The 22426-nt window shown below is 67.6% G+C and carries 19 protein-coding genes; 11 read left to right on the top strand and 8 right to left on the bottom strand.

Annotation, left to right across the window (positions count from 1 at the left end; translation table 11 throughout):
* Window positions 1-36: 36 nt before the first annotated feature.
* Both pth and hisC read left to right on the top strand, forming a co-directional pair.
* Window positions 37-636, top strand: coding sequence for an aminoacyl-tRNA hydrolase (gene pth / locus FOZ70_RS31200; protein ID WP_021163050.1), 600 nt, complete (start codon window positions 37-39; stop codon window positions 634-636).
* A 113-nt stretch (window positions 637-749) separates the two neighbouring features.
* Window positions 750-1817: a histidinol-phosphate transaminase gene (gene hisC, locus FOZ70_RS31195; RefSeq protein WP_219707492.1), complete on the top strand. Its 1068-nt coding sequence runs from the start codon at window positions 750-752 to the stop codon at window positions 1815-1817.
* An 84-nt stretch (window positions 1818-1901) separates the two neighbouring features.
* Here the strand turns inward: hisC and FOZ70_RS31190 are convergent, their stop codons facing one another.
* The 3 genes from FOZ70_RS31190 to rsmD form a co-directional block, all read right to left on the bottom strand.
* Window positions 1902-2168 (bottom strand): YfhL family 4Fe-4S dicluster ferredoxin, encoded by a 267-nt coding sequence (locus tag FOZ70_RS31190; RefSeq protein ID WP_006477774.1) that lies wholly within the window; start codon window positions 2166-2168, stop codon window positions 1902-1904.
* A gap of 59 nt (window positions 2169-2227) precedes the next feature.
* Complete coding sequence (gene coaD / locus FOZ70_RS31185) at window positions 2228-2725, bottom strand: pantetheine-phosphate adenylyltransferase (RefSeq protein WP_021163047.1); 498 nt, start codon at window positions 2723-2725, stop codon at window positions 2228-2230.
* Between the two features lie 111 nt (window positions 2726-2836).
* Window positions 2837-3451, bottom strand: coding sequence for a 16S rRNA (guanine(966)-N(2))-methyltransferase RsmD (rsmD, locus tag FOZ70_RS31180; RefSeq protein WP_048025675.1), 615 nt, complete (start codon window positions 3449-3451; stop codon window positions 2837-2839).
* A gap of 216 nt (window positions 3452-3667) precedes the next feature.
* On the opposite strand from rsmD, the gene ftsY reads away from it, so the two are divergent.
* Window positions 3668-4822, top strand: coding sequence for a signal recognition particle-docking protein FtsY (gene ftsY, locus FOZ70_RS31175; RefSeq protein ID WP_021163045.1), 1155 nt, complete (start codon window positions 3668-3670; stop codon window positions 4820-4822).
* Between the two features lie 83 nt (window positions 4823-4905).
* Here the strand turns inward: ftsY and maiA are convergent, their stop codons facing one another.
* Window positions 4906-5550 carry a maleylacetoacetate isomerase gene (maiA, locus tag FOZ70_RS31170; RefSeq protein WP_059498604.1) on the bottom strand — a complete coding sequence of 215 codons (645 nt, stop codon included), beginning with the start codon at window positions 5548-5550 and terminating at the stop codon, window positions 4906-4908.
* A 193-nt stretch (window positions 5551-5743) separates the two neighbouring features.
* On the opposite strand from maiA, the gene ybiB reads away from it, so the two are divergent.
* Window positions 5744-6718 carry a DNA-binding protein YbiB gene (gene ybiB / locus FOZ70_RS31165; RefSeq protein ID WP_021163043.1) on the top strand — a complete coding sequence of 325 codons (975 nt, stop codon included), beginning with the start codon at window positions 5744-5746 and terminating at the stop codon, window positions 6716-6718.
* Between the two features lie 380 nt (window positions 6719-7098).
* The gene (gene leuA / locus FOZ70_RS31160; RefSeq protein WP_124590258.1) at window positions 7099-8745 is read left to right on the top strand and encodes a 2-isopropylmalate synthase; all 1647 of its coding nucleotides are present in this window, start codon (window positions 7099-7101) and stop codon (window positions 8743-8745) included.
* 140 nt (window positions 8746-8885) lie between these two features.
* Here leuA and FOZ70_RS31155 read toward each other — a convergent pair whose 3' ends face one another.
* On the bottom strand, window positions 8886-9269 hold the full coding sequence (locus FOZ70_RS31155; protein ID WP_027789089.1) for a nuclear transport factor 2 family protein: 384 nt from the start codon (window positions 9267-9269) through the stop codon (window positions 8886-8888).
* A gap of 45 nt (window positions 9270-9314) precedes the next feature.
* Window positions 9315-9884 carry an acyloxyacyl hydrolase gene (locus FOZ70_RS31150; RefSeq protein WP_021163039.1) on the bottom strand — a complete coding sequence of 190 codons (570 nt, stop codon included), beginning with the start codon at window positions 9882-9884 and terminating at the stop codon, window positions 9315-9317.
* A gap of 358 nt (window positions 9885-10242) precedes the next feature.
* On the opposite strand from FOZ70_RS31150, the gene rpoH reads away from it, so the two are divergent.
* The 6 genes from rpoH to FOZ70_RS31120 all read left to right on the top strand — a co-directional run bounded on the left by rpoH (window position 10243) and on the right by FOZ70_RS31120 (window position 17819).
* Complete coding sequence (gene rpoH / locus FOZ70_RS31145; RefSeq protein ID WP_021163037.1) at window positions 10243-11178, top strand: RNA polymerase sigma factor RpoH; 936 nt, start codon at window positions 10243-10245, stop codon at window positions 11176-11178.
* A gap of 372 nt (window positions 11179-11550) precedes the next feature.
* On the top strand, window positions 11551-11835 hold the full coding sequence (gene cydP / locus FOZ70_RS31140; RefSeq protein ID WP_175849481.1) for a cytochrome oxidase putative small subunit CydP: 285 nt from the start codon (window positions 11551-11553) through the stop codon (window positions 11833-11835).
* On the top strand, window positions 11825-13405 hold the full coding sequence (locus FOZ70_RS31135) for a cytochrome ubiquinol oxidase subunit I (protein WP_021163035.1): 1581 nt from the start codon (window positions 11825-11827) through the stop codon (window positions 13403-13405). Before cydP ends, FOZ70_RS31135 begins: the two co-directional genes overlap by 11 nt.
* A gap of 31 nt (window positions 13406-13436) precedes the next feature.
* Window positions 13437-14573 carry a cytochrome d ubiquinol oxidase subunit II gene (gene cydB / locus FOZ70_RS31130; protein WP_059498605.1) on the top strand — a complete coding sequence of 379 codons (1137 nt, stop codon included), beginning with the start codon at window positions 13437-13439 and terminating at the stop codon, window positions 14571-14573.
* A 55-nt stretch (window positions 14574-14628) separates the two neighbouring features.
* Window positions 14629-14745, top strand: a complete 117-nt coding sequence (gene cydX, locus FOZ70_RS31125; RefSeq protein ID WP_021163033.1) for a cytochrome bd-I oxidase subunit CydX — start codon at window positions 14629-14631, stop codon at window positions 14743-14745.
* Window positions 14746-15335: 590 nt separating this feature from the next.
* Window positions 15336-17819 (top strand): family 20 glycosylhydrolase, encoded by a 2484-nt coding sequence (locus FOZ70_RS31120; RefSeq protein ID WP_219707491.1) that lies wholly within the window; start codon window positions 15336-15338, stop codon window positions 17817-17819.
* 154 nt (window positions 17820-17973) lie between these two features.
* Here the strand turns inward: FOZ70_RS31120 and nagE are convergent, their stop codons facing one another.
* Window positions 17974-19743, bottom strand: coding sequence for an N-acetylglucosamine-specific PTS transporter subunit IIBC (gene nagE / locus FOZ70_RS31115; RefSeq protein ID WP_175926825.1), 1770 nt, complete (start codon window positions 19741-19743; stop codon window positions 17974-17976).
* 97 nt (window positions 19744-19840) lie between these two features.
* Window positions 19841-22423, bottom strand: a complete 2583-nt coding sequence (gene ptsP, locus FOZ70_RS31110) for a phosphoenolpyruvate--protein phosphotransferase (protein ID WP_059498607.1) — start codon at window positions 22421-22423, stop codon at window positions 19841-19843.
* Window positions 22424-22426 lie beyond the last annotated feature (3 nt).

Raw genomic sequence — 22426 nt, 5'->3', positions numbered from 1 at the left:
CTGCGCCCAGGCGGCGGCTGCCGCCTTCGAAACGTCATGATCAAATTGATCGTCGGCCTCGGCAATCCCGGGGCGGAATACACCGCGACGCGCCACAACGCCGGCTTCTGGCTGATCGACCAGCTCGCCCGCGAAGCAGGCGCGACGCTGCGCGACGAACGCCGCTTCCATGGCTTCTACGCGAAAGCGCGCCTGCACGGTGAAGAAGTCCACCTGCTCGAGCCGCAAACCTACATGAACCGCTCCGGCCAGTCGGTCGTCGCGCTCGCCCAGTTCTTCAAGATCCTGCCCGACCAGATCCTCGTCGCACACGACGAGCTCGACCTGCCGCCCGGCACCGTGAAGCTGAAGCTCGGCGGCGGCAGCGGCGGCCACAACGGCCTGAAGGACATCACCGCACACCTGTCGTCGCAACAGTACTGGCGGCTGCGGATCGGCATCGGCCATCCGCGCGACCTGATTCCGGAAAGCGCCCGCGCCGGCGCGAAGCCCGATGTCGCGAACTTCGTGCTGAAGCCGCCGCGCCGCGAGGAACAGGACGTGATCGACGCGTCGATCGAACGCGCGCTCGCCGTGATGCCGATGGTCGTCAAGGGCGAACTCGACCGCGCGACGATGCAGCTGCATCGCAACTGACCGCACGCTCCACCACGACCGTCGCGCCGTCCGGCGTCGCCGGGCGGCCCGGTCCGCCCCATCCTGCGCACACTTGCGGTAATCTGGTCGCTTTGCCCGACAGGAGCCAAGCGGTGAGCCGTTACTGGAGCGACGTCGTTCAGCAACTCGTGCCTTACGTGCCGGGCGAGCAGCCCGCGCTCGCACACCCGGTCAAGCTGAACACCAACGAAAATCCCTATCCGCCGTCGCCACGCGTCGTCGCGGCGATCGCGCGCGAACTCGGCGCGACCGGCGACACGCTGCGCCGCTATCCGGACCCGGTTGCACGCGCACTGCGCGAGACGGTCGCGGCCCATCACCGCATCCAGCCCGAGCAGGTGTTCGTCGGCAACGGCTCCGACGAGGTGCTCGCGCACGCATTCCAGGCGTTGCTCAAGCACGACCGGCCGCTGCGCTTCCCCGATATCACGTACAGCTTCTATCCGACCTATGCACGCCTGTACGGCGTCGAGACGACGGTCGTCCCGCTCGCGGATGACCTCTCGATCCGTGTCGACGACTATCTCGACGATGCCGGCGGCGTGCTGTTTCCGAACCCGAACGCGCCGACCGGGCGCGCGCTGCCGCTCGCGGATGTCGAGCGGATCGCGGCCGCGAATCCGTCGTCGGTCGTCGTGATCGACGAAGCCTATGTCGACTTCGGCGCGCAGTCCGCGATTGCGCTGATCGACCGCTACCCGAACCTGCTCGTCGTGCACACGACGTCGAAGGCGCGCTCGCTCGCGGGCATGCGCGTCGGTTTCGCATTCGGCGACGCCGCGCTGATCGACGCGCTGAACCGCGTGAAGGACAGCTTCAACTCGTACCCGCTCGACCGGCTCGCGCAAGTCGCCGCGCAGGCGGCATACGAAGACACCGATTATTTCAGCGCAACCTGCCGGCGCGTGATCGACAGCCGGACGCGGCTCACGCACGCGCTCGGCACGCTCGGCTTCGACGTCGTGCCGTCGGCCGCGAATTTCGTGTTCGCGCGCCATCCCGCGCACGACGCGGGCGCCATCGCGGCAAAACTGAAGGAACGGGAAATTTTCGTGCGGCACTTCGGACTGCCGCGAATCGACCAGCACCTGCGCATCACCGTCGGCACCGATGCCGAATGCGGTACGCTCGTCGCGGCGTTGCGCGAGCTGCTGGCCTGACATGAAGGAACCGGCGCCAGGCGGCGCCGATCCGGATGCGTGACGTGCGTGCCGAACAACCCAGGCACGCGCGTCACCACGGGGTCACGACGCGTCGTCGCCTTTCACGGCGATCAACGCGTGATACTTCTCCATCAATTGCGCGTGCGATTCGTCATGCTGCGGATCGCGCGGAATGCATTCGACCGGACACACCTGCTGGCACTGCGGTTCGTCGAAATGGCCGACGCACTCGGTGCACTTGTTCGGGTCGATCACGTAGATGTCCGGGCCCATCGAAATCGCGCCGTTCGGGCACTCGGGCTCGCACACGTCGCAATTGATGCACTCGTCGGTAATCATCAAAGCCATACTGATCTCACTTCTTCAGGCCGGCGGCCGGCTTCGCGACGAAACCGGCCGGCACCGCGTCACGCGGCAGGGCCTCCCATCGCCGTCACTTTCTCGGTCAGCCACTTCTCGACGGACGGGAACACGAACTTGCTGACATCACCGCCCAACTGCGCGATTTCGCGCACGATCGTGCCCGAGATGAACTGGTACTGGTCGGACGGCGTCATGAACATCGTCTCGACGTCGGGCAACAGATAGCGGTTCATCCCCGCCATCTGGAACTCATATTCGAAATCGGACACGGCACGCAGGCCGCGCACGATCACGCGTGCGTTGTTGGTGCGGACGAAGTCCTTCAGGAGGCCGGTGAAACTCATCACCTTCACGTTCGGGTAATGGCCGAGCACCTCGTTCGCAATCGTCAGACGTTCTTCCAGCGAGAAGAACGGCTTTTTCGCGCGGCTGTCGGCCACACCGACCACCAGCGTATCAAAAATGCTCGACGCACGCCGCACGAGGTCTTCGTGCCCGCGCGTCAGCGGATCGAACGTACCGGGATACACGGCGACTACCATGTCGCTCCTCCTGTCATCACGCAAACGGGATGGCAGCGGTGCCATGCGCACGCGACTGCCGAGATGGGCATGCGTCGCCTTTGCAGCGCGCCGCCTCGTATGGAACGCGCATTATTCATCATTTTCGCGCCGCAGCAAATGATAGTGAACCGCACCGGCCTTGCCGTGCTTCACCACCTCCCAGCCCGCGAGCGCATCATGCGCGGCCGGGTCGAGTTCCGCGCCCGTTTCGACGTACAGCGCGCCGCCCGCCGCGACGAGCGGCGCCGCCAGCGCGACCGCGCGATCGAGCACCGCCGGTTCGCCGAACGGCGGATCGAGAAATACGACGTCGAACGCGCCCGGCGTGAGCCCGGCCGCGAGCCGCAACGCGTCCGCCTCCGCGACCTCGACCGCACGCGCGCCGAGCTTGTCCTTGATCGTACGCAGCTGCTGCGCGGCGCGTGGATGGCGCTCGACCATCACGACGCTCGCCGCGCCGCGCGACGCGGCCTCGAAACCGAGTGCGCCCGTGCCCGCGAACAGGTCGAGGCAGCGGCGGCCTTCGAGATCCTGGCCGAGCCAGTTGAACAGCGTCTCGCGCACGCGATCGGGCGTCGGCCGCAGGCCATCGAGATCGAGCACCGCGAGCGGCGTGCGTTTCCAGTCGCCGCCGATGATGCGGATCGTGTGCGGCTTGCCGCGGCTGGAAGGGGCCGCCGGGCGGCCGGAAGAGGAACGGGACATACGGAATATCGACGACGGAGGGACCGGGCGCGCGCAGGGGCGCACCGCCAAACAGGCGCACGTTACCACAGCGGCGGCGCGCACTGACGCGAGCGCCACGCCGCACTGATAAAATGCACGGTTTCGGCCGCCGTGCGCCGCGCCCGCGCGAACGCAGGACGGCCCGTCCGGTGCCCCGCTTCTGGCGGCGGCCCGCCCTCTTCCCGACGTCAGACCATGTTCAGCTTCTTCAAACGATTCAAGAAAACGCAGGAGCCCGATCCGGCGGAATCGCAATCGGCCGACGCGCAGCAAACGGACGAACCGTCCGATGCGCCCGCGGTCGAGGCTCCGCCCGCGGCCGAGGTGCCGCAAGCGCCCGCGCAGCCGGCCGCGCCGGCCGTCGTGATGACGGTCACGCCGACCAACGACGGGCGCGACGAAGTCGTCGAGACGGTCGAAATCGTTCCGCCGCCGCTGCAGGACGCCACCGCGAAGAAATCGTGGCTCGCCCGCCTGAAAACGGGGCTCGCCAAGACGGGCTCGAGCATCACCGGCGTCTTCGTCAACACGAAGATCGACGAGGATCTGTACGAGGAGCTCGAAACCGCGCTGCTGATGTCCGACGCGGGCGTCGACGCGACCGAGTACCTGCTCGGCGCGCTACGCGAAAAGGTGCGCGCGGGCCGCCTGACCGACCCGCAGCAGGTGAAGGCTGCGCTGCACGACCTGCTCGTCGAATTGCTGACGCCGCTCGAGAAGTCGCTGATGCTCGGCCGCGCGCAGCCGCTCGTGATGATGATCACCGGCGTGAACGGTGCAGGCAAGACGACCAGCATCGGCAAGCTCGCAAAGCATCTGCAGAGCTTCGACCAGTCGGTGCTGCTGGCCGCAGGCGACACGTTCCGCGCGGCCGCGCGCGAACAGCTGGCGGTCTGGGGCGAGCGCAACAACGTGACGGTCGTGCAGCAGGAAAGCGGCGATCCGGCCGCGGTGATCTTCGACGCGGTCAGCGCCGCGCGCGCGCGCAAGATCGACGTGATGATGGCCGACACGGCCGGCCGCCTGCCAACGCAGCTCCACCTGATGGAAGAGCTGAAGAAGGTGAAGCGCGTGATCTCGAAGGCGCACGACGGCGCGCCGCACGAAGTGCTGCTGGTGATCGACGCGAACACCGGCCAGAACGCGCTCACGCAGGTCAAGGCATTCGACGACGCGCTCGGCCTCACCGGCCTCATCGTCACGAAGCTCGACGGCACCGCGAAGGGCGGGATTCTCGCCGCGATCGCGCGGCAGCGCCCGGTGCCGGTCTACTTCATCGGCGTCGGCGAGAAGGTCGAGGATCTGCAGCCGTTCAGCGCGGTCGAATTCGCGGACGCGCTGCTCGGCTGAACACCGCCGGCACGCATCGCACGGGGCGCCTTCGGGCGCCCTTTTTCATGCGCGCCCGGTCATGCATGCCGGGCGCACCGCGCTCATTCGGCGTCGGGCTGCGCGCCGGGCTCGGCGGCCTTGAACGCATCGAGCGTCGACGCATGGTCGACGATCCGCTGGATCGTCGGATAACGCGTCGTATCGATCGAGAAGCGGTTCGCGTTGAACACCTGCGGCACGAGGCACACGTCGGCGAGTGTCGGCGTGTCGCCGAAACACAGCTTGCCGGTGCGCGGATCGCTCGCGAGACGGGTCTCGAGCGATTCGAAGCCCGCCTCGATCCAGTGCCGGTACCACGCGTTCTTCGCCTCTTCGGACACCTTCAGCGTGTGCTTCAGGTACTTCAGCACGCGCAGGTTGTTGAGCGGATGGATTTCGCACGCGATCTGCAGCGCGACCGCACGCACATAGGCGCGATCGACCGGCTGCTTCGGCAGCAGCGCCGGTTCCGGATGGGTTTCCTCGAGATATTCGATGATCGCGAGCGACTGCTGCAGCGTCGCGTCGCCGTCGGTCAGCGTCGGCACGACCGCGTCCGGATTCAGTGCGCGGTACGCGTCCTTCAGTTGCTCGCCGCCGTCACGCAGCATGTGCACGGGAACGTAGTCGAACGGCAGCTGCTTCAGGTTCAGGGCGATCCGCACGCGGTACGACGCGGAACTGCGGAAATAGCTGTAAAGCTTCATGGGATGTCTCTCGTAGTCGTATTCGGCCGGCAACGGCACGGGCGCGGCGCAGCCGGCACGCGCACCGCCGGGAACCAGAGTGTAGCGCGCCGCGATGCGCCCCCTTGCTTGCGCCGGCCGTGCCCATGCGATACTCGGGCATTCCTCACCGCTCACAGCGCGGCCCGATGCCGGCCGCCCGCCCCACGCCCCGATGACCGCTTCCCACGATCCCGCCGCCGTCCCGTTCCCGTGCGCCCGCTTCATCAAGGAAATCGGCCGCGGCCCGAACGGCGCACGCGCGCTGTCCGCCGAGGACACGTTCGAGCTCTATCGCGCGATGCTCGACGCGCGCGTGTCGGATGTCGAACTGGGCGCGATCCTGATCGCCTATCGGCTGAAGGGCGAATCCGCCGACGAGCTGGCCGCGATGCTCGCCGCCGCGCAGGCGTCGTTCGAGCCCGTGCACGTACAGGACGCGGCGTTCCGCCCCGTCGCGATCCCGAGCTACAACGGCGCGCGCAAGCAGCCGAACCTCGTGCCGCTGCTCGCACTGCTGCTCGCACGCGAAGGCGTGCCGGTGCTCGTGCATGGTGTCGAGCAGGATCCGGGCCGCGTGACGAGCGCCGAGATCTTCTCGGCGCTGTCGCTCGCGCCGTCGGCGTCGCACGATGCGATCGAGGACACACTTGCCGAGCGCCGCGTCGCGTTCGCGTCGATCGAGGTGCTGGCGCCGCGCATCGCCCGCCTGCTGTCGATGCGTCGCGTGCTCGGCGTGCGCAATTCGACGCACACGCTCGTGAAGATTCTGCAGCCGTTCGCACCGGCCGGCCTGCGGCTCGTCAACTACACGCATCCGCCGTACCGCGACAGCCTCGCGCAGCTGTTCCGCGACCATCCGGACGCCGCACTCGGCGGCGCGCTGCTGGCGCGCGGCACCGAGGGCGAAGCCGTTGCCGACACGCGGCGCCAGGTACAGGTCGACTGGCTGCACGACGGCGTGTGCGACACGCTGATCGAGGCCGAGCGCTCGTCGACCGATGCGCCCCCCGTCGCCCTGCCCGAATCGCGCGATGCGGCCACGACGGCCGCGTGGACGGACGCCGTATTGCGCGGCGAGGTGCCGGTGCCCGACACCGTCGCCCGCCAGGTCGCGACGATCGTGCAGATCACCCGCATCGCGCGCTGACGGCACGCCCGCGAACCGGCCCCGCGCGCCGGGCATTTGACACGCGGGCGCATCCTGGCATAGAGTTGCCGTCATGCGTTCCTTTCCGAACACCCTCCGAATTACCTCCGGCCGCCTAGCGCGGCCGCTATCGCTACGACTAGCCTAAGGCTGTCGTAGCGCCGTGTGCTGTCCGCACGGTCCCTCCCAGCAGTTCCTCGCAGTACCCCTCTCGCAGTTTTTACAACCCGAAGTCGTCAGCATTCGTCCGTCTATCCGTCGGCCGATTCGCGAAGATCATCCGCATCCGCAGCGCGCTCACGTGCCGCGGAGCGAGGCAGCGCCAACCGTCGCCCATGCCGCCCGTCTTCGCTCGCGACTTGAGACCCGAGGTCCAGAAGATGCAGCGCAATCCGCAAGACAAGTACCGTCCGTTCGAGCCCGTCCGCCTCAATGGCCGCAAATGGCCGTCGCGCACCATCGAGCGCGCGCCCGTCTGGATGAGCACCGACCTGCGCGACGGCAACCAGTCGCTGATCGAGCCGATGAGCATCGAGCAGAAGCTCGAATTCTTCGAGATGCTGGTCGCGATCGGGTTCAAGGAGATCGAAGTCGGCTTTCCGTCGGCGTCGCAAACCGACTTCGATTTCGTCCGCAAGCTGATCGACGACAAGCGGATTCCCGACGACGTGACGATCGAAGTGCTCGTGCAGGCGCGCGAGGACCTGATCGCACGCACGTTCGACGCGCTCGAGGGCGTGCCGCGCGCGATCGTGCACCTGTACAACGCGGTCTGCCCGTCGTTCCGCCGCATCGTGTTCGGGATGTCGAAGGCCGACGTGAAGGCGCTCGCGATCGACGGCACGCGCATCATCAAGGAGCACGCCGCCGCGCGCCCCGACACGCAGTGGACCTTCCAGTACTCGCCGGAAACCTTCAGCATGACCGAGCTGACGTTCGCACGCGAGATCTGCGACGCGGTCGCGCAAACCTGGCGCCCGACCCGCGACCACAAGATGATCGTCAACCTGCCGGCCACCGTCGAAGCCGCGAGCCCGAACGTGTTCGCCGACCAGATCGAATGGATGGACCGCAACCTCGCGTATCGCGACAGCATCGTGCTGTCCGTGCATCCGCACAACGACCGCGGCACGGCGGTCGCGGCGGCCGAACTTGCGCTGCTCGCGGGCGCCGACCGCATCGAGGGTTGCCTGTTCGGCAACGGCGAGCGTACCGGCAACGTCGATCTCGTCACGCTCGCGCTGAACCTCTACACGCAGGGCATCGACCCGGGCCTCGATTTCTCCGACATCGACGCGGTGCGCCGCGTCGTCGAACGCTGCAACCAGATTCCGGTGCATCCGCGCCACCCGTACGCGGGCGACCTCGTGTTCACCGCGTTCTCAGGCTCGCACCAGGACGCGATCCGCAAGGGCTTCGCGCAGCAGCGCCCCGACGCGCCGTGGGAAGTGCCGTACCTGCCGATCGACCCGGCCGACCTCGGCCGCAGCTACGACGCGGTGATCCGCGTCAACAGCCAGTCAGGCAAGGGCGGCGCGACGTTCCTGCTCGAACGCGGGATGGGCTTCACGCCGACGCGGCGCGTGCAGATCGAATTCAGCCACGCAGTGCAGACGCTTGCCGACTCGTCGGGCGAGGAAGTGACGGGCGACGCGATCTGCGCGCTGTTCGCGCGCGAATTCTTCGAGACCGACGGCCCGGCCGCGCGCCACGGCAACGGCGCACGCTGGCGGAACCGCGAGATCGCGACGGCGCCCGCGGCGGATATCGCGCCTGACGATGCCGTGCGACGTTTGGCCGCGGCATTCGCGGCCGCCGCCGGCGTCGCAATCGACATTGCTTCGTGCGAACACGCGCGCACGACGGACGGGCGGATCGCGGTATCGGTGGGCTGCCGGGTCGGCGATGCACCGCTGCGGCACGGCGTCGGCCTGCACGCCGATGCGGCGGGCGCCGCGCTCGATGCGCTCGTCAGCGCGATCAACCGCTCGGCCTGGCACTGCGCGGATCGCCGCGCGGCGGCCTGACGGCCGGTTCCGTTTCAGGGTTCAAACGTCAGCGAGCGGTGCGTGACCGCTCGTGCGCCGCGCGATCCGCGCCGCACGAGGCAGCAAAAAGCGGCCCAGAAGGCCGCTTCGAGGGACATGAAAACGGGCGCCACGCGCGCTCATGTCTCGGTCGCGCACCGCGTCGCCTGCCACGCGAACAGGCTCCAGCGGCCCTGTTCGTGGGTGTGGACGGAGGTATACGCAATCGGGAAGACCAGGCCGCCGTTGTTCGTTTCCATCTCGATCAACGCACGCCCGGTGACGACGCAGGTTTCATCGCCGACGGGCAGCACGTCCTGCGACTGGATTTCGATCTGGCGATAGCGGCGGCGGCCGGCGACGATGGCGTCGATGAATTGCTGCTTGGTTTCGCGTTTGCCGTTGGTGTGCACGAAGAACACCTTGTCCGACAAAAGCGCGCCGAGCGCCTCGCCGTCGCCGTCCACCATCGCCCGGAACCGATCGCGCTCGAGCGCGCGGATCGCATCGATCACCTTCGCCATCGCCTGACTCCTCGGCAACGCGCACGCCGTGCGCGGGCGTGCGGATCAGAAGTTGTACTGCACGTAGAACTGGTGGAAATTTATACCAGGATTCGGCTCTTTGATACCCGCGTTAGACACATGTTCAAAACGGTAGCCGACCTGATACTGTTGCCGTTGGCCGAACTGCACGCCCACCCCCGCGGTCGGCGAGAACTGGAACGCGGTCCCGAGCGAGAAATGATCCGAGATCGTCGGGTGCGTCAGCAGCCGGACGCCGCCGCCGGCCTCGATGAACGGGCGAATCTCCCCGGCGCTCTTGATGAAGCGGAACAACGGCGTCACGCCGAATTCGCCGATGCTGCCGTGAACGTTGCCGCCCGTGTGCCAGTAGCCGGCGTGCCCTTCCACGACGAACGCGAAGTGCCAACCGCCCATTTCCCACCAGTTCCAGCCCGGATCCCACACCACGCCGAGATCGCCCTTGTCGACCCCGTGGCGATCCGAAAAACCGCCGCCCGCCTGAATCCCCCACCGATCCGCGAATGCCGCGCCCGATCCTCCCAGAAGGGACGCCGCCAGCATCGCGTGCAGGACAAGCCGGCTGCGGGGCCGGCGATTCTTCTTATTGTTCATCTGACACTCCAACTTTGTGGGTTGAATGGAACCTGCCGCTGCGGCCGGTTCGAGCGAACTGAATGGTATGGTAAAGGACTTTTCGGATCGGCATCACGAAGCGAAATGGCTTCCTTCCAAAACAACAAAAATTGAAATCGTCTACTGATTTCCATCTGAAACAACGGCTTACGGAACTTCGCCCCACCTCCCCTGTCGCAGAATAGACTATCGACTCGACTAACTCGATAGAAAAACGGGAACTCCGATGCCCACGCGCGCTCTAAGGAATTAGCACTCAGCTTGCGGGAGTGCTAAGATGCCCCACGGAATCTCATTCGAGACCGGGGGTTTGTCCCTGATTCCAAAGGAGTTTTTAGTGAGCAACGCCCTGACCCTCCCGAACACCCTGAGCCCGACGCCGGCCAAGGCCGAATCGGCAGGCTCGCTGGCGCTCGCAGCTCAATCGATGTTGCCGGGCCAGCTTGGCAACATCGACGCGTATATCCAGGCCGTCAATCGCATTCCGCTGCTGACGGCAGAAGAGGAACGCCAGTACGCGACCGAATTCCGCGAAAGCAACAATCTCGACTCGGCACGCCGCCTCGTGCTGTCGCACCTGCGGCTCGTCGTGTCGATCGCGCGCAACTATCTCGGGTACGGCCTGCCGCACGGCGACCTGATCCAGGAAGGCAACATCGGCCTGATGAAGGCCGTGAAGCGCTTCGATCCGGCCCAGAACGTGCGTCTCGTGTCGTACGCGATCCACTGGATCAAGGCCGAGATTCACGAGTACATCCTGCGCAACTGGCGCATGGTGAAGGTCGCGACGACGAAAGCGCAACGCAAGCTGTTCTTCAACCTGCGCAGCCACAAGAAGAGCATGCAGGCGATGACGCCCGAGGAAATCGACGGCCTCGCACAAGAGCTCAACGTCAAGCGCGAAGACGTGACCGAAATGGAAACGCGCCTGTCGGGCGGCGATATCGCGCTCGAAGGGCAGGTCGAAGACGGCGAGGAGTCGTACGCGCCGATCGCCTACCTGGCCGACTCGCACAACGAACCGACCGCCGTGCTCGCCGCGCGTCAGCGCGACTCGCTGCAGACGGACGGCATCGCGCAGGCACTCGACGCGCTCGACGCGCGCAGCCGCCGCATCATCGAGGCACGCTGGCTGCACGTCGACGACGACGGCTCGGGCGGCTCGACGCTGCACGATCTCGCCGCCGAGTTCGGCGTGTCGGCGGAACGCATCCGCCAGATCGAGGCGAGCGCAATGAAAAAGATGCGCACTGCCCTCGCCGAATACGCGTAAATCACTGGCGATTCAAAGCGCCTCATCGAAAACCGCTGCCTGACCGGCAGCGTTTTTTTTGCCCGCCTTTTTCACCGGTTTTTGGCCGGTTTATCACTCGCCTTTCCGCCCGCCTCTTCGCTCGTTTCTCCGTCGATTAATCGACCTGTTTGATCAGGTATTGGACGGTTCGCGGGCCCCTTCCGCATAAGCTTGATCTGCCTCAAGTTTCGGCCCGTGTTTCGCGACGGTCTGCCGCAGCGCAGCACTCGGCATCGGAAAGCAGTCCTTTTAAAATTGGCATGTCAGGCGCAAAAGGATTAAAACAGCTTCACGGCCGTCATAAATCCGACGTAAAGTCGCCCCAATTCCGACCTACATCGATTCAGGATAATCGCCTTGATCTCGATCAATAAAGAGCCTGCGCCGCCTCCCCCGCGGTCGGCCGGTACGATCGGCTGGCGTGCGCGTATCGCCGCGTGGGCACGCGGCCCGACCCTCGCCCGCGACATCAGCCTGGTGTTGATCGTCAAGCTGATCCTCCTGATGTCGCTCAAATACGCATTCTTCAATCATCCGCAGGCCGAGCACATGTCGCTTCCGCCTGCCGCCGTCGCCGAGAAGCTGCTCTCGGTGCCGGCGCCTGCACCCACCGAGGGAGACCACCATGATAAGTAGCGAAGTCGTCGATCTGTCGCGTCTGCAGTTCGGCATCACGGCGCTCTACCACTTCCTGTTCGTGCCGCTGACGCTCGGCCTGTCCTGGCTGCTCGTTATCATGGAAGCCGTCTACGTGATGACCGGCAAACAGGTCTACAAGGACATGACCCAGTTCTGGGGCAAGCTGTTCGGGATCAACTTCGCGATGGGCGTGACGACCGGCATCACGCTCGAATTCCAGTTCGGCACGAATTGGTCGTACTACTCGCACTACGTCGGCGACATCTTCGGCGTGCCGCTCGCGGTCGAAGGCCTGATGGCGTTCTTCCTCGAATCGACGTTCGTCGGCCTGTTCTTCTTCGGCTGGAACCGCCTGTCGAAGGTCAAGCACCTGATGGTCACGTTCCTCGTCGCGCTGGGCTCGAACCTGTCCGCGCTGTGGATCCTCGTCGCGAACGGCTGGATGAACAACCCGGTCGGCGCCGAGTTCAACTACCAGACGATGCGCATGGAGTTGACGAGCCTGTTCGACGTGCTGTTCAACCCGGTCGCGCAGGTGAAGTTCGTGCACACCGTGTCGGCCGGCTACGTGACGGCCGCGATGTTCGTGCTCGGCATCTCGTCGTGGTACCTGCTGAAGAAACGCGACACCGACTTCGCGCTGCGTTCGTTCGCGGTCGCGGCCGGCTTTGGCCTCGCGGCGACGCTGTGCGTGATCGTGCTCGGCGACGAGTCGGGCTATACGACCGGCGAAGTGCAGAAGATGAAGCTCGCCGCGATCGAATCGGAATGGGAAACCCAGCCGGCACCGGCCTCGTTCACGCTGATCGGCATTCCGAACCAGAAGGAAGAGCGCACCGACTACGCGATCAAGATCCCGTACGCGCTCGGCCTGATCGCGACGCGCTCGATCGACGAGCCGGTGATCGGCCTGCGCGAGCTCGCGAAGCGCAGCGAGGAGCACATCCAGAGCGGGATGCTCGCGTACGGCGCCCTGCAGAAGATCAAGGAAGGCGACACGAGCGATGCGACCCGCGCACTGTTCGACCAGCACAAGCAGTATCTCGGCTACGGGCTGATGCTCAAGCAGTTCACGCCGAACGTGGTCGATGCGACGCCGGAGCAGATCAAGGCCGCCGCGAAGAAGACGATCCCGCCGGTCGCGCCCGTGTTCTTCTCGTTCCGGATCATGGTGTTCCTCGGCTTCCTGTTCCTCGCGACCTTCGTCGCCGCGTTCTGGCTCTGTGCGCGCCGGCAGCTGCTGCAGGACAACCGCCGCTGGTTCCTGCGCTATGCGGTGTGGGCGATCCCGCTGCCGTGGCTCGCCGCGGAATTCGGCTGGGTCGTCGCCGAGCTCGGCCGCCAGCCGTGGACGATCGCGGGCATCCTGCCGACGCATCTGTCCGCGTCCAGCCTGACGTCGACGGACCTGTACCTGAGCCTCGCCGGTTTCATCGCGTTCTACACGGCGCTGTTCGTCATCGAGATCAAGCTGATGTTCAAGTACGCGCGCCTCGGCCCGTCGTCGCTGCATACCGGCCGCTATCACCACGAACTCGTGGCCGCCAGCGAGCGCGCCCCGGCCTGAGCACGCACCTGAAACGGAACAAGGAATCGCTATGGACTATGCAACTCTCAAGGTGATCTGGTGGCTGCTCGTCGGCGTGCTGCTGATCGGCTTCGCCGTCACCGACGGCTTCGACATGGGCGCGACCGCGCTGCTGCCGTTCCTCGGCAAGACCGACGAGGAACGCCGCATCATCGTCAACACCGTCGGTGCGACGTGGGAAGGCAACCAGGTGTGGCTGATCACGGCCGGCGGCGCGATGTTCGCGGCCTGGCCGCTCGTCTACGCGGCATCGTTCTCCGGCTTCTACTTCGCGATGCTGCTCGTGCTGTTCGCGTTGTTCTTCCGGCCGGTGGGCTTCGACTACCGCAGCAAACGTCCTGACCCGCGCTGGCGCGCGGGCTGGGACTGGGGCCTGTTCGTCGGCGGCTTCGTGCCGGCGCTCGTGTTCGGCGTCGCGTTCGGCAACCTGCTGCAAGGCGTGCCGTTCAAGTTCGACAGCGACCTGCGCGTGACCTATTACGGCGGCTTCTGGGCGTTGCTGAATCCGTTCGCGCTGCTGTGCGGGCTCGTCAGCCTCACGATGCTCGTCGCGCACGGCGCGGCCTTCATCAAGATGAAGACGGAAGGCGTGATCGCGCGCCGCGCATCGATCGCGCTGCGCGTGGCGTCGTTCCTCGCCGTCGTGCTGTTCGTGCTGGCCGGCGTGCTGATCGCTTCGTATGTCGGCGGCTTCCACATCACGCACGCCGCGCCGACCGATACGGTCGCGAACCCGCTGCTCAAGGACGTCGCCGCGGGCTCGGGCCTGTGGCTCGCGAACTACGGCGAATTCCCGTGGATGATCGCGGCGCCCGTCGTCGGGATCGCGGGCGGCCTGCTCGCGATGCTGCTCGCCGGCTCGAAGCAGGAAAAGACGGCCTTCCTCTGCACGGGGCTGATGATCGTCGGCGTGATCCTGACCGCCGGCTTCTCGATGTTCCCGTTCATCATGCCGTCGTCGCTCGACCCGAGGAGCAGCCTGACCGTGTGGGATTCGACGTCGAGCCACATGACGCTGCAGGTGATGCTGTTCGCGGTGATCGTGTTCCTGCCGCTCATCCTGCTCTACACGAGCTGGGTGTATCGCGTGATGCGCGGCAAGGTCACCCGCGAGGTGCTCGAAGAGAACACGCATTCGATGTATTGAACCCGGCCGGGGCGCGCAGGCGCCCCGCCGCCCCCGTTTCGCAAGGAGTCGGATCATGTGGTATTTCAGCTGGATTCTCGGTATCGGCGTCGCGCTGTCGTTCGGCATCGTCAATGCGATGTGGCTCGAAGCACGGCAGAAAACGCAGGAAGCACGCGTAACCCGCAACTGACGCGTTCGGCCGATCGAGCGGCCGCCGCCCGGAAGGAACCTCGCCTCGCGCGAGGTTTTTTTTCGCCCCGGCGGCCCGGACACACCGATGCCAATTTAGCGCCAGATTGATACCACTTGAATACCAATAAAAGGTTTCATAAGATCTTTGGACACGGCCGCTGACAGGCCGAATCCATCTGGGTGGGGGAGACATGCGAATCCCGTATGCGGCGCGCACGTGCGCGCCATCTCGCCGTCGCCGCGCGGCGGCCGGTTGCGCTTCGTCCACGACCGGCGCCGCCGTCGTCCGCGCCGGTCACGCGTGCGCCTTTGTCACCGGGCGCGTCGCCACCGCGTCAGGGTCAGCATCGTCCGCAACCGCGGCCGCCGCCGTGCCCGGCCGATGAGGACGCGCACCCGCCCGCGCCGATCCGACCGGCACGCCTGCCCGCCCCCCGTTCCGTAACGCACGCATCCGCGTGCCGACTGCGCGCAGGGCAGCCGCATCGCCCGCGCATCCTGTTGTCCCCGCAGCTCCGTTGAAAGACCCGCCCGCAGCGACGTCATCCCGTGACGCCGCTACGCCCCCCTTTTTTCTCAGGAGTCCGCATGAGCCGAACCTTGTCCACCCTGTTTGCCGGCGTGCTGATCGCGGCACTGCCGCCGGTCGCGCTCGGCGCGCTGCCCGCGTCGAGTGCGGCGGTCGCGGCGGCCGGTGCCGTCCGCCCGCCCGTGCCGCCGGCCGATCTCGCGGCGCGGCTGTCGAACGGCCTCGCGCTGCGCGTCGCCGTCGACAACAATCACGCGGCCTCGGCCGGCGTGCCGTGCGCCGACCTCGGCGCCGACGGCGCGGCCTGCGCGACGGGCCGCCTGATCCTGCAGAACCGCGGCCACCAGGCAATCGCCGACGGCGGCTGGAAGCTCTACCTGCACAGCATCCGCCGCCTGCTGCGAATCGATCGCCCCGGCTTCGCGCTGCGGCGGCTCACCGGCGACCTGTACGAGCTGACACCGCAACCCGGCTCGGTGCGGCTGGCGCCGGGCGAACGCATCGAACTGCCGTTCGTCGCCGAATACTGGCTGCTGCGCTACAGCGACGTGATCCCGCGCCCGTACGTGGTCGTCGAGGGTGCGCCGCCCGCCGTGCTCCGCTACGACGACACCGACGACGAGCTGCGCTACGTCGAATCGCTGCCGGCCGACGCGCAGAACAACTCGACGGGCAACGCGCCGCCGGTGGCCGCACGGCCCGACCCGAGCCGCGCGCTGCCGAGCGTGAAGCGCGAGCAGCCGCTGCCCGGCACGCTCGAGCTGCGCGGTGTCGAGCTCGCCCTGCCCGATCTGCCGGACGCGCAGGTCGCGGCGCTGCGCGAACGTGCGACGACACTCGGGCTCGACGGCGCGCGCGTGCCGGTGCGGGGCGCGGTCGCGCCGCGCCGGCTGCCGGCCGACATCGCGACGCCGGGCGGCTACCGGCTCGCGATCGGGCCGCGCGGCGTGCTGATCGAGGGCTACGATCGCGCGGGCCTCTACTACGGCGTGCAGACGCTCTACTCGCTCGCACCGGCCGGCGGCGGCCCGATCCCGGCGATGCTCGTCGAGGATGCGCCGCGCTTCACGCATCGCGGGATGCACGTCGACCTCGCACGCAACTTCAAGCACCCGGCGACGCTGCGCCGCCTGATCGACCAGATGAGCGCGTACAAGCTCAATCGCCTGCACCTGCACCTGTCGGACGACGAGGGCTGGCGCATCGAGATTCCCGGCCTGCCCGAACTGACCGGGATCGGCTCGCGCCGCTGTCACGACCCGAGCGAGACGCGCTGCCTGCTGCCGCAGCTCGGCTCCGGCCCGGACAACCGCTCGGGCGGCGGCTACCTGACCCGCGACGACTACGTGGCGCTCGTGCGTTACGCGGCCGCGCATTTCGTCGAGATCGTCCCCGAGATCGACATGCCCGCGCATGCGCGCGCGGCCGTCGTGACGATGGAGGCACGTTACCGGCGGCTGCATGCGGCCGGGCGCGAGCAGGAGGCGAACGCATACCGGCTGCTCGATCCGCAGGACACGTCGAACCTGACGACGGTGCAGTTCTACGACCGCCGCAGCGACCTGAACCCGTGCGTGCCGGGCGCGCTCAATTTCGCATCGAAGGTGATCCGCGAGATCGCGGCGATGCATGCGGATGCGCAGGCGCCGCTGCACATCTGGCATTACGGCGGCGACGAGGCGAAGAACATCTTCCTCGGCGCGGGCTTCCAGCCGCTGAACGGCACCGATCCGACCAAGGGGCGCATCGATCTCGCCGCGCAGGACAAGCCGTGGGCGCGTTCGCCCGCATGCACGGCGTTGCTCCAGCGCGGCGAGATCAAGTCGATCGACGAGCTGCCGACGCGTTTCGCGCAGCAGGTGAGCGCGGCGGTCAGCGCGAACGGGATCGACACGATGGCCGCGTGGCAGGACGGCATCAAGCATGCGAACGGGCCGCAGGACTTCAGCACGCGCCACGTGATGGTGTCGCTGTGGGACACGATCTTCTGGGGGGCGTCGGACAGCGCGCGCGACCTGAGCGGCAAGGGCTACCTGACGGTGCTCGCGCTGCCGGACTACCTGTACTTCGACTTCCCGTACACGCTCAACCCGCGCGAGCGCGGCTACTACTGGGGCTCGCACGCGACGGACGAGTACAAGGTGTTCTCGCTCGCGCCGGAGAACCTGCCGCAAAACGCCGAAGTGATGGGCGACCGTGACGGCAACCCGTTCGAGGTAACCGGCACGGGCCCCGCGCCGCGCATCGAAGGCATGCAGGGCCAGGCATGGGGCGAGGTGATGCGCAACGACACCTTCCTCGAGTACATGGCCTATCCGCGGCTGCTCGCGCTCGCCGAGCGCGCCTGGCACCGCGCCGACTGGGAACTGCCGTATGCGGCCGGCGTGCGCTACAAGCGCGGCGACACGCATCACGTCGACACGGCCGCGCTGCAGCGCGACTGGGCCGGTTTCGCGACGCTGCTCACGCAACGCGAATTGCCGAAGCTCGACCGGGCCGGTGTCGGCTACCGGAAGCCGACCTTCACGCTGACGAATCCGTGATCGGCTGAACGACCGGGCGACGCGCGATGCAAGCACGTGCATCGCGCCATCGCCCGCACCAAGAAAAAACGGCTTGCGACGCAAGGATCGCAAGCCGTTTTCGTTTTGCCGGCCGGCCCGAATCCGCATCGCGGATCGGGCCGGCCTGGTCACATCAGGCCGGCTGCGCGGCCGCCCCGCTGCCCGACGGCGGCAGGCGCGCGCCGAGCTGTTCGGCGTAGCGTGCCGCCGCATTGCCGCAGACGATGTGGAACGTGTCGGGCGACACCCACGCGACGTCGAGCGCGCCGAGACGATCGCGATCGACCGCCGACGGATCGCGCACGACCACACGCAGGCGCGTGGTCGCGATCGCGTCGAGCGACACGACGTTGGTCGCGCCGCCGAACACCGCGAGCCAGCGCGTCGGCTCCGGATCGAGCGGACCGGCGGCCGCACCCGTCACGGGTTGCGCCGCGGCGGCCGTCGCCGTCGACGCGGCACCGGTCGCGCCGCTGCCGATCGCGGCACGCATCTCGTCGGCAATGATGTCCGCCTCGGGCCCGATGATCACCTGCACGCTGTTGCCGCCGCGCTTGAGCACGCCGCGCGCGCCGATCGACTTCAGTTCCGGCTCCGAGACCTTCTCCGGATCGACGACGGTCAGGCGCAGGCGCGTCGTGCATGCGTCGACGACCGACAGGTTGCCCGCCCCGCCGAGCGCGGCGATGTAGCGCTGCGCGCGCGGCGCGGCGGCCACCGCAGCGGCGCCCGCCGCCGGCGCGACGAAGCCGCCCGATGCGTACGATTCGGCGGCCGCGTCGGCCGATGCCGGCTCACGGCCCGGCGTAGCCATGTTGAACTTGCGGATGAAGAAGCGGAACAGCCCGTAATACGCGGCGCCGTACGCGATGCCGAGCGGGATCGCGATCCAGCCCTTCGTCGACAGCCCGTAGTTCAGCACGTAGTCGATCGCGCCCGCCGAGAACGTGAAACCGAGCTTCACGCCGAGGATCTGGCAGATCGCGAGCGACAGCCCCGTCAGCACCGCGTGGATCACGTACAGCACCGGTGCGAGGAACATGAAGCTGAATTCGATCGGCTCGGTCACGCCGGTCAGGAACGACGTGAGCGCCATCGAGAACAGCAGGCCGCCGACCATCGCGCGGCGCTCCTTCGGTGCCTCGTGCAGCATCGCGAGACACGCGGCCGGCAGGCCGAACATCATGATCGGGAAGAAGCCGGCCATGAAGGTGCCCGCGGTCGGGTCGCCCGCGAAGAAGCGGTGCAGGTCGCCGTGCACGATCTCGCCGCCGGCGGGCGGCGTGAAGTTGCCGAACACGAACCACGCGAGCGAGTTGATGATGTGGTGCAGGCCCGTGACGAGCAGCAGGCGGTTCAGGAAGCCGAACACGAACGCGCCGATCGCGCCCGCCGTCGTCAGCCACTGGCCGGCCGCGTCGATCGCATGCTGGACCGGCTGCCACACGTACCCGAACGCGATGCCGAGTACCACGCACACCAGCCCCGTGATGATCGGCACGAACCGCTTGCCGCCGAAGAACGCCAGGTAGTCCGGCAGCTTGATGTCCTTGTAGCGGTTGTACAGCAGGCCCGCGACGACACCCGCGATGATCCCGGACAGCACGCCCATGTTCAGCTTGGGATCGATGTCCTTCATGATCGCGGTTTCGATCAGGTAGCCGATCGCGCCCGCGAGTGCCGCCACGCCGTTGTTGTCTTTCGCGAAACCGACCGCCACGCCGATCGCGAACAGCAGCGGCAGGTTGTCGAAGATCGCGCCGCCGGCGTCGGCGATCATCTTGATGTTGAACACGTCAGGCTGGCCGAGTCGCAGCAGGATGCCGGCGACCGGCAATACCGCGATCGGCAGCATCAGTGCCCGGCCCAGGCCCTGTATTTTCAGAAACGGATTCCCGTTCATTCAGTCCTCCAATCCTTGTCTCGTCGTTAAGCGTCGTTAATCGTCGTTGAGCTGACTGCCTTCGTCGTAATACGGGTCGCGAACCTGCCGTCGACGCTCAGTCGAGCGGCCAGGCCTCGCGACTTGCTGCCCTTACCGCCTGTGCCGAATCGAGCGCGAGCAGATCCTGCGCGCGCTGACGGCACAACTGGTAATCGAGACGGCGCACACGCGCCTTGATGCCCGGCACCGATACGGGGTCGACCGACAGCTCGGTCACGCCGAGGCCCACCAGGATCGGCACCGCGAGCGGATCGCCGCCGAGCGCGCCGCACACGCCGACCCACTTGCCGTGCTTCGCGGCACCGCGCACCGCGATGTCGATCAGGCGCAGCACGGCCGGGTGCAGGCCGTCCGACTGCGCGGCCAGATCGGCCTGGCAGCGGTCCATCGCGAGCGTGTACTGCGTCAGGTCGTTGGTGCCGATCGACAGGAAATCCGCGTGCTGCGCGAGCTGGTCGGCCAGCAGCGCGGCCGACGGCACCTCGATCATCACGCCGACCTCGACCGGCTCGGTGCGGCCCTGGGCGCGCGCGAATTCGTCGATGCGCTTTTTCAGGCGCACGAGCTCGCCCGCGTCGGTCACCATCGGCAGCAGGATGCGCACCGCGCCGAACGGCTTCACCGCGAGCAGGCCCTGCAATTGATCGTCGAGCAGGTCGGGGCGCACCTGCGCGAGACGGATGCCGCGCAGGCCGAGCGCCGGGTTCGGTTCGGGCGGCAGCGTGAGGTAATCGACTTCCTTGTCGGCGCCGACGTCGAGCGTGCGGATGATCGCCGTGCGGCCCTGCAGCGCGTCGACGATCGACTGGTAGCTCTGCTGGTGCTCGACGACCGTCGGCGCGGCCTGGCGATGGATGAACATCAGCTCGGTACGCAGCAGGCCGACCGCGTCGGCGCCGTTGTCGACCGCGGTGTTCGCATCGTCGAGCGTCGCGATGTTCGCGGCGACCTCGATCGCGCGCCCGTCGACGGTGGCGGCCGCGGCCCCCGCCAGTTGCCGGTTCGCCTCGCGCACGCCGTCCAGGCGCTGGCGCTCGTGCCGCGCGCGCTCGACGTCGAGCGCGGTCGGTGCATGTTCGAGCCGGCCCGCGCTCGCATCGACGACGACCTGCGTGCCGTCCGGGATCGCGTACAGCGCATCGCCGACCGCCACCAGCGCCGGAATGCCGAGCTGGCGCGCGATGATCGCCGCGTGCGACGTCGCGCCGCCGCGCGCCATCACGAGCGCGGTCACGCGCTGGCGATCGAGCGACGACAAATCGGAAGGCGTGAATTCCTCGGCCGCGAGCACCGCTTCGTCGGGCAGCGCACGCGCGGCACCGTTCGTATGACCGAGCGCGCGCAGCACCCGCTTCTCGATGTCGCGCAGGTCGGCCGCGCGTTCGGCGAGCAGCGCGTCGTCGAGCTTCGACAGCGTGTCGATCTGCGTGCGGATCGTCGCGCGCCATGCGAAGCCCGCGCTCTTGCCGAGACTGATCAGGTCGCGTGCTGAGTCGATCAGCGTCGGGTCTTCCAGCAGCACGCGGTGCACCGCGAAGATGCCCGCTTCGCCGACCGCGCCGCGCGCCGATGCGTGGCGCACCGTTTCGTCGAGTTCGGCGTCGACGGCCTTCAGCGCCTGGTCGAGCTGGCGGCTCTCCGACGCGGGCGTGCCGGCGGCCTGTTCGGGCGGCACGATCTCCGCATCGTCGAGACGCACCAGCGTGCCGACCGCGATGCCGGGTGCCGCGCACACGCCCGCGAGCGTGTTCGGATCAATAGGTGCGCCGACGTTGCGCGCAACCGTCTGCGGCGCGGGCGACCTCAGCCGCGCCGGCTTTTCCTCGACTTCGCCGTGTGCTTCGCGCAGCAGCTCGTGCTCGACCGCATCGACGGCCTGCTGTGCGTGCGCGCCACGGCCGACCAGTTCGACCGTCGCGCCTTCGCCCGCACCGAGGCCGAGCAGGCCGACGACGCTCGCGATCGACGCCTTGCGGCCGTCGAACAGCACGTCGACGGTCGCGTCGAACCCGCGCACGGCTTCCCGCGCCCGCGCGGCCGGCCGTGCGTGCAGGCCACCCGGCTGGGCCAGCACGATTTCACGGCGCACTTCGTGATGCGCCGCTGCGCCGGTTTGTGCCGCCTGCGCAGCCGCTTCGCCCTTGCCGCGCAGCGTGAGCAGCGGCGTCTTGCCGGCCGTCGCGAAGCCGCTGGCACGATCGACGACCTCGAACGCATCCGAGTTCGCGATCGCGATCACCGACACGAGCGAATGCGCGCTGCGCGCCACCGCGTCCTGGTCGAACTCGATCAGCAGCGCTCCCGCCTCGACACGCGCGCCGGCCTCGACGTGCGCGGTGAAGCCCTGCCCGTTCAGCTCGACGGTGTCGATGCCGATGTGCAGCAGCACTTCCGCGCCTTGCGGCGTCGTGATCGTCACCGCGTGGCCGGTGCGCGCGAGATGCGACACGACGCCCGCGCACGGCGCGACGAGCTGGCCCGCGAGCGGGTCGATGCCGATGCCGTCGCCGAACATCCCGCCGGAGAACACCGGATCGGGCACGTCGGCCAGCGCGACGATCGGCCCGGTCAAGGGGCTGAGCAGGACGATCTGATCATGGGTGGAACTCTTCAACTGGGACTCCTCGGCGCGTCTCATCGG

It is taken from the genome of Burkholderia sp. COPS (assembly GCF_019425585.1).
GTDB classification, from domain to species: Bacteria; Pseudomonadota; Gammaproteobacteria; order Burkholderiales; family Burkholderiaceae; genus Burkholderia; species Burkholderia cepacia.
The sequence above is the reverse complement of the archived record's forward strand: the minus strand, read 5'-3'. Positions and strand labels throughout refer to the sequence as shown.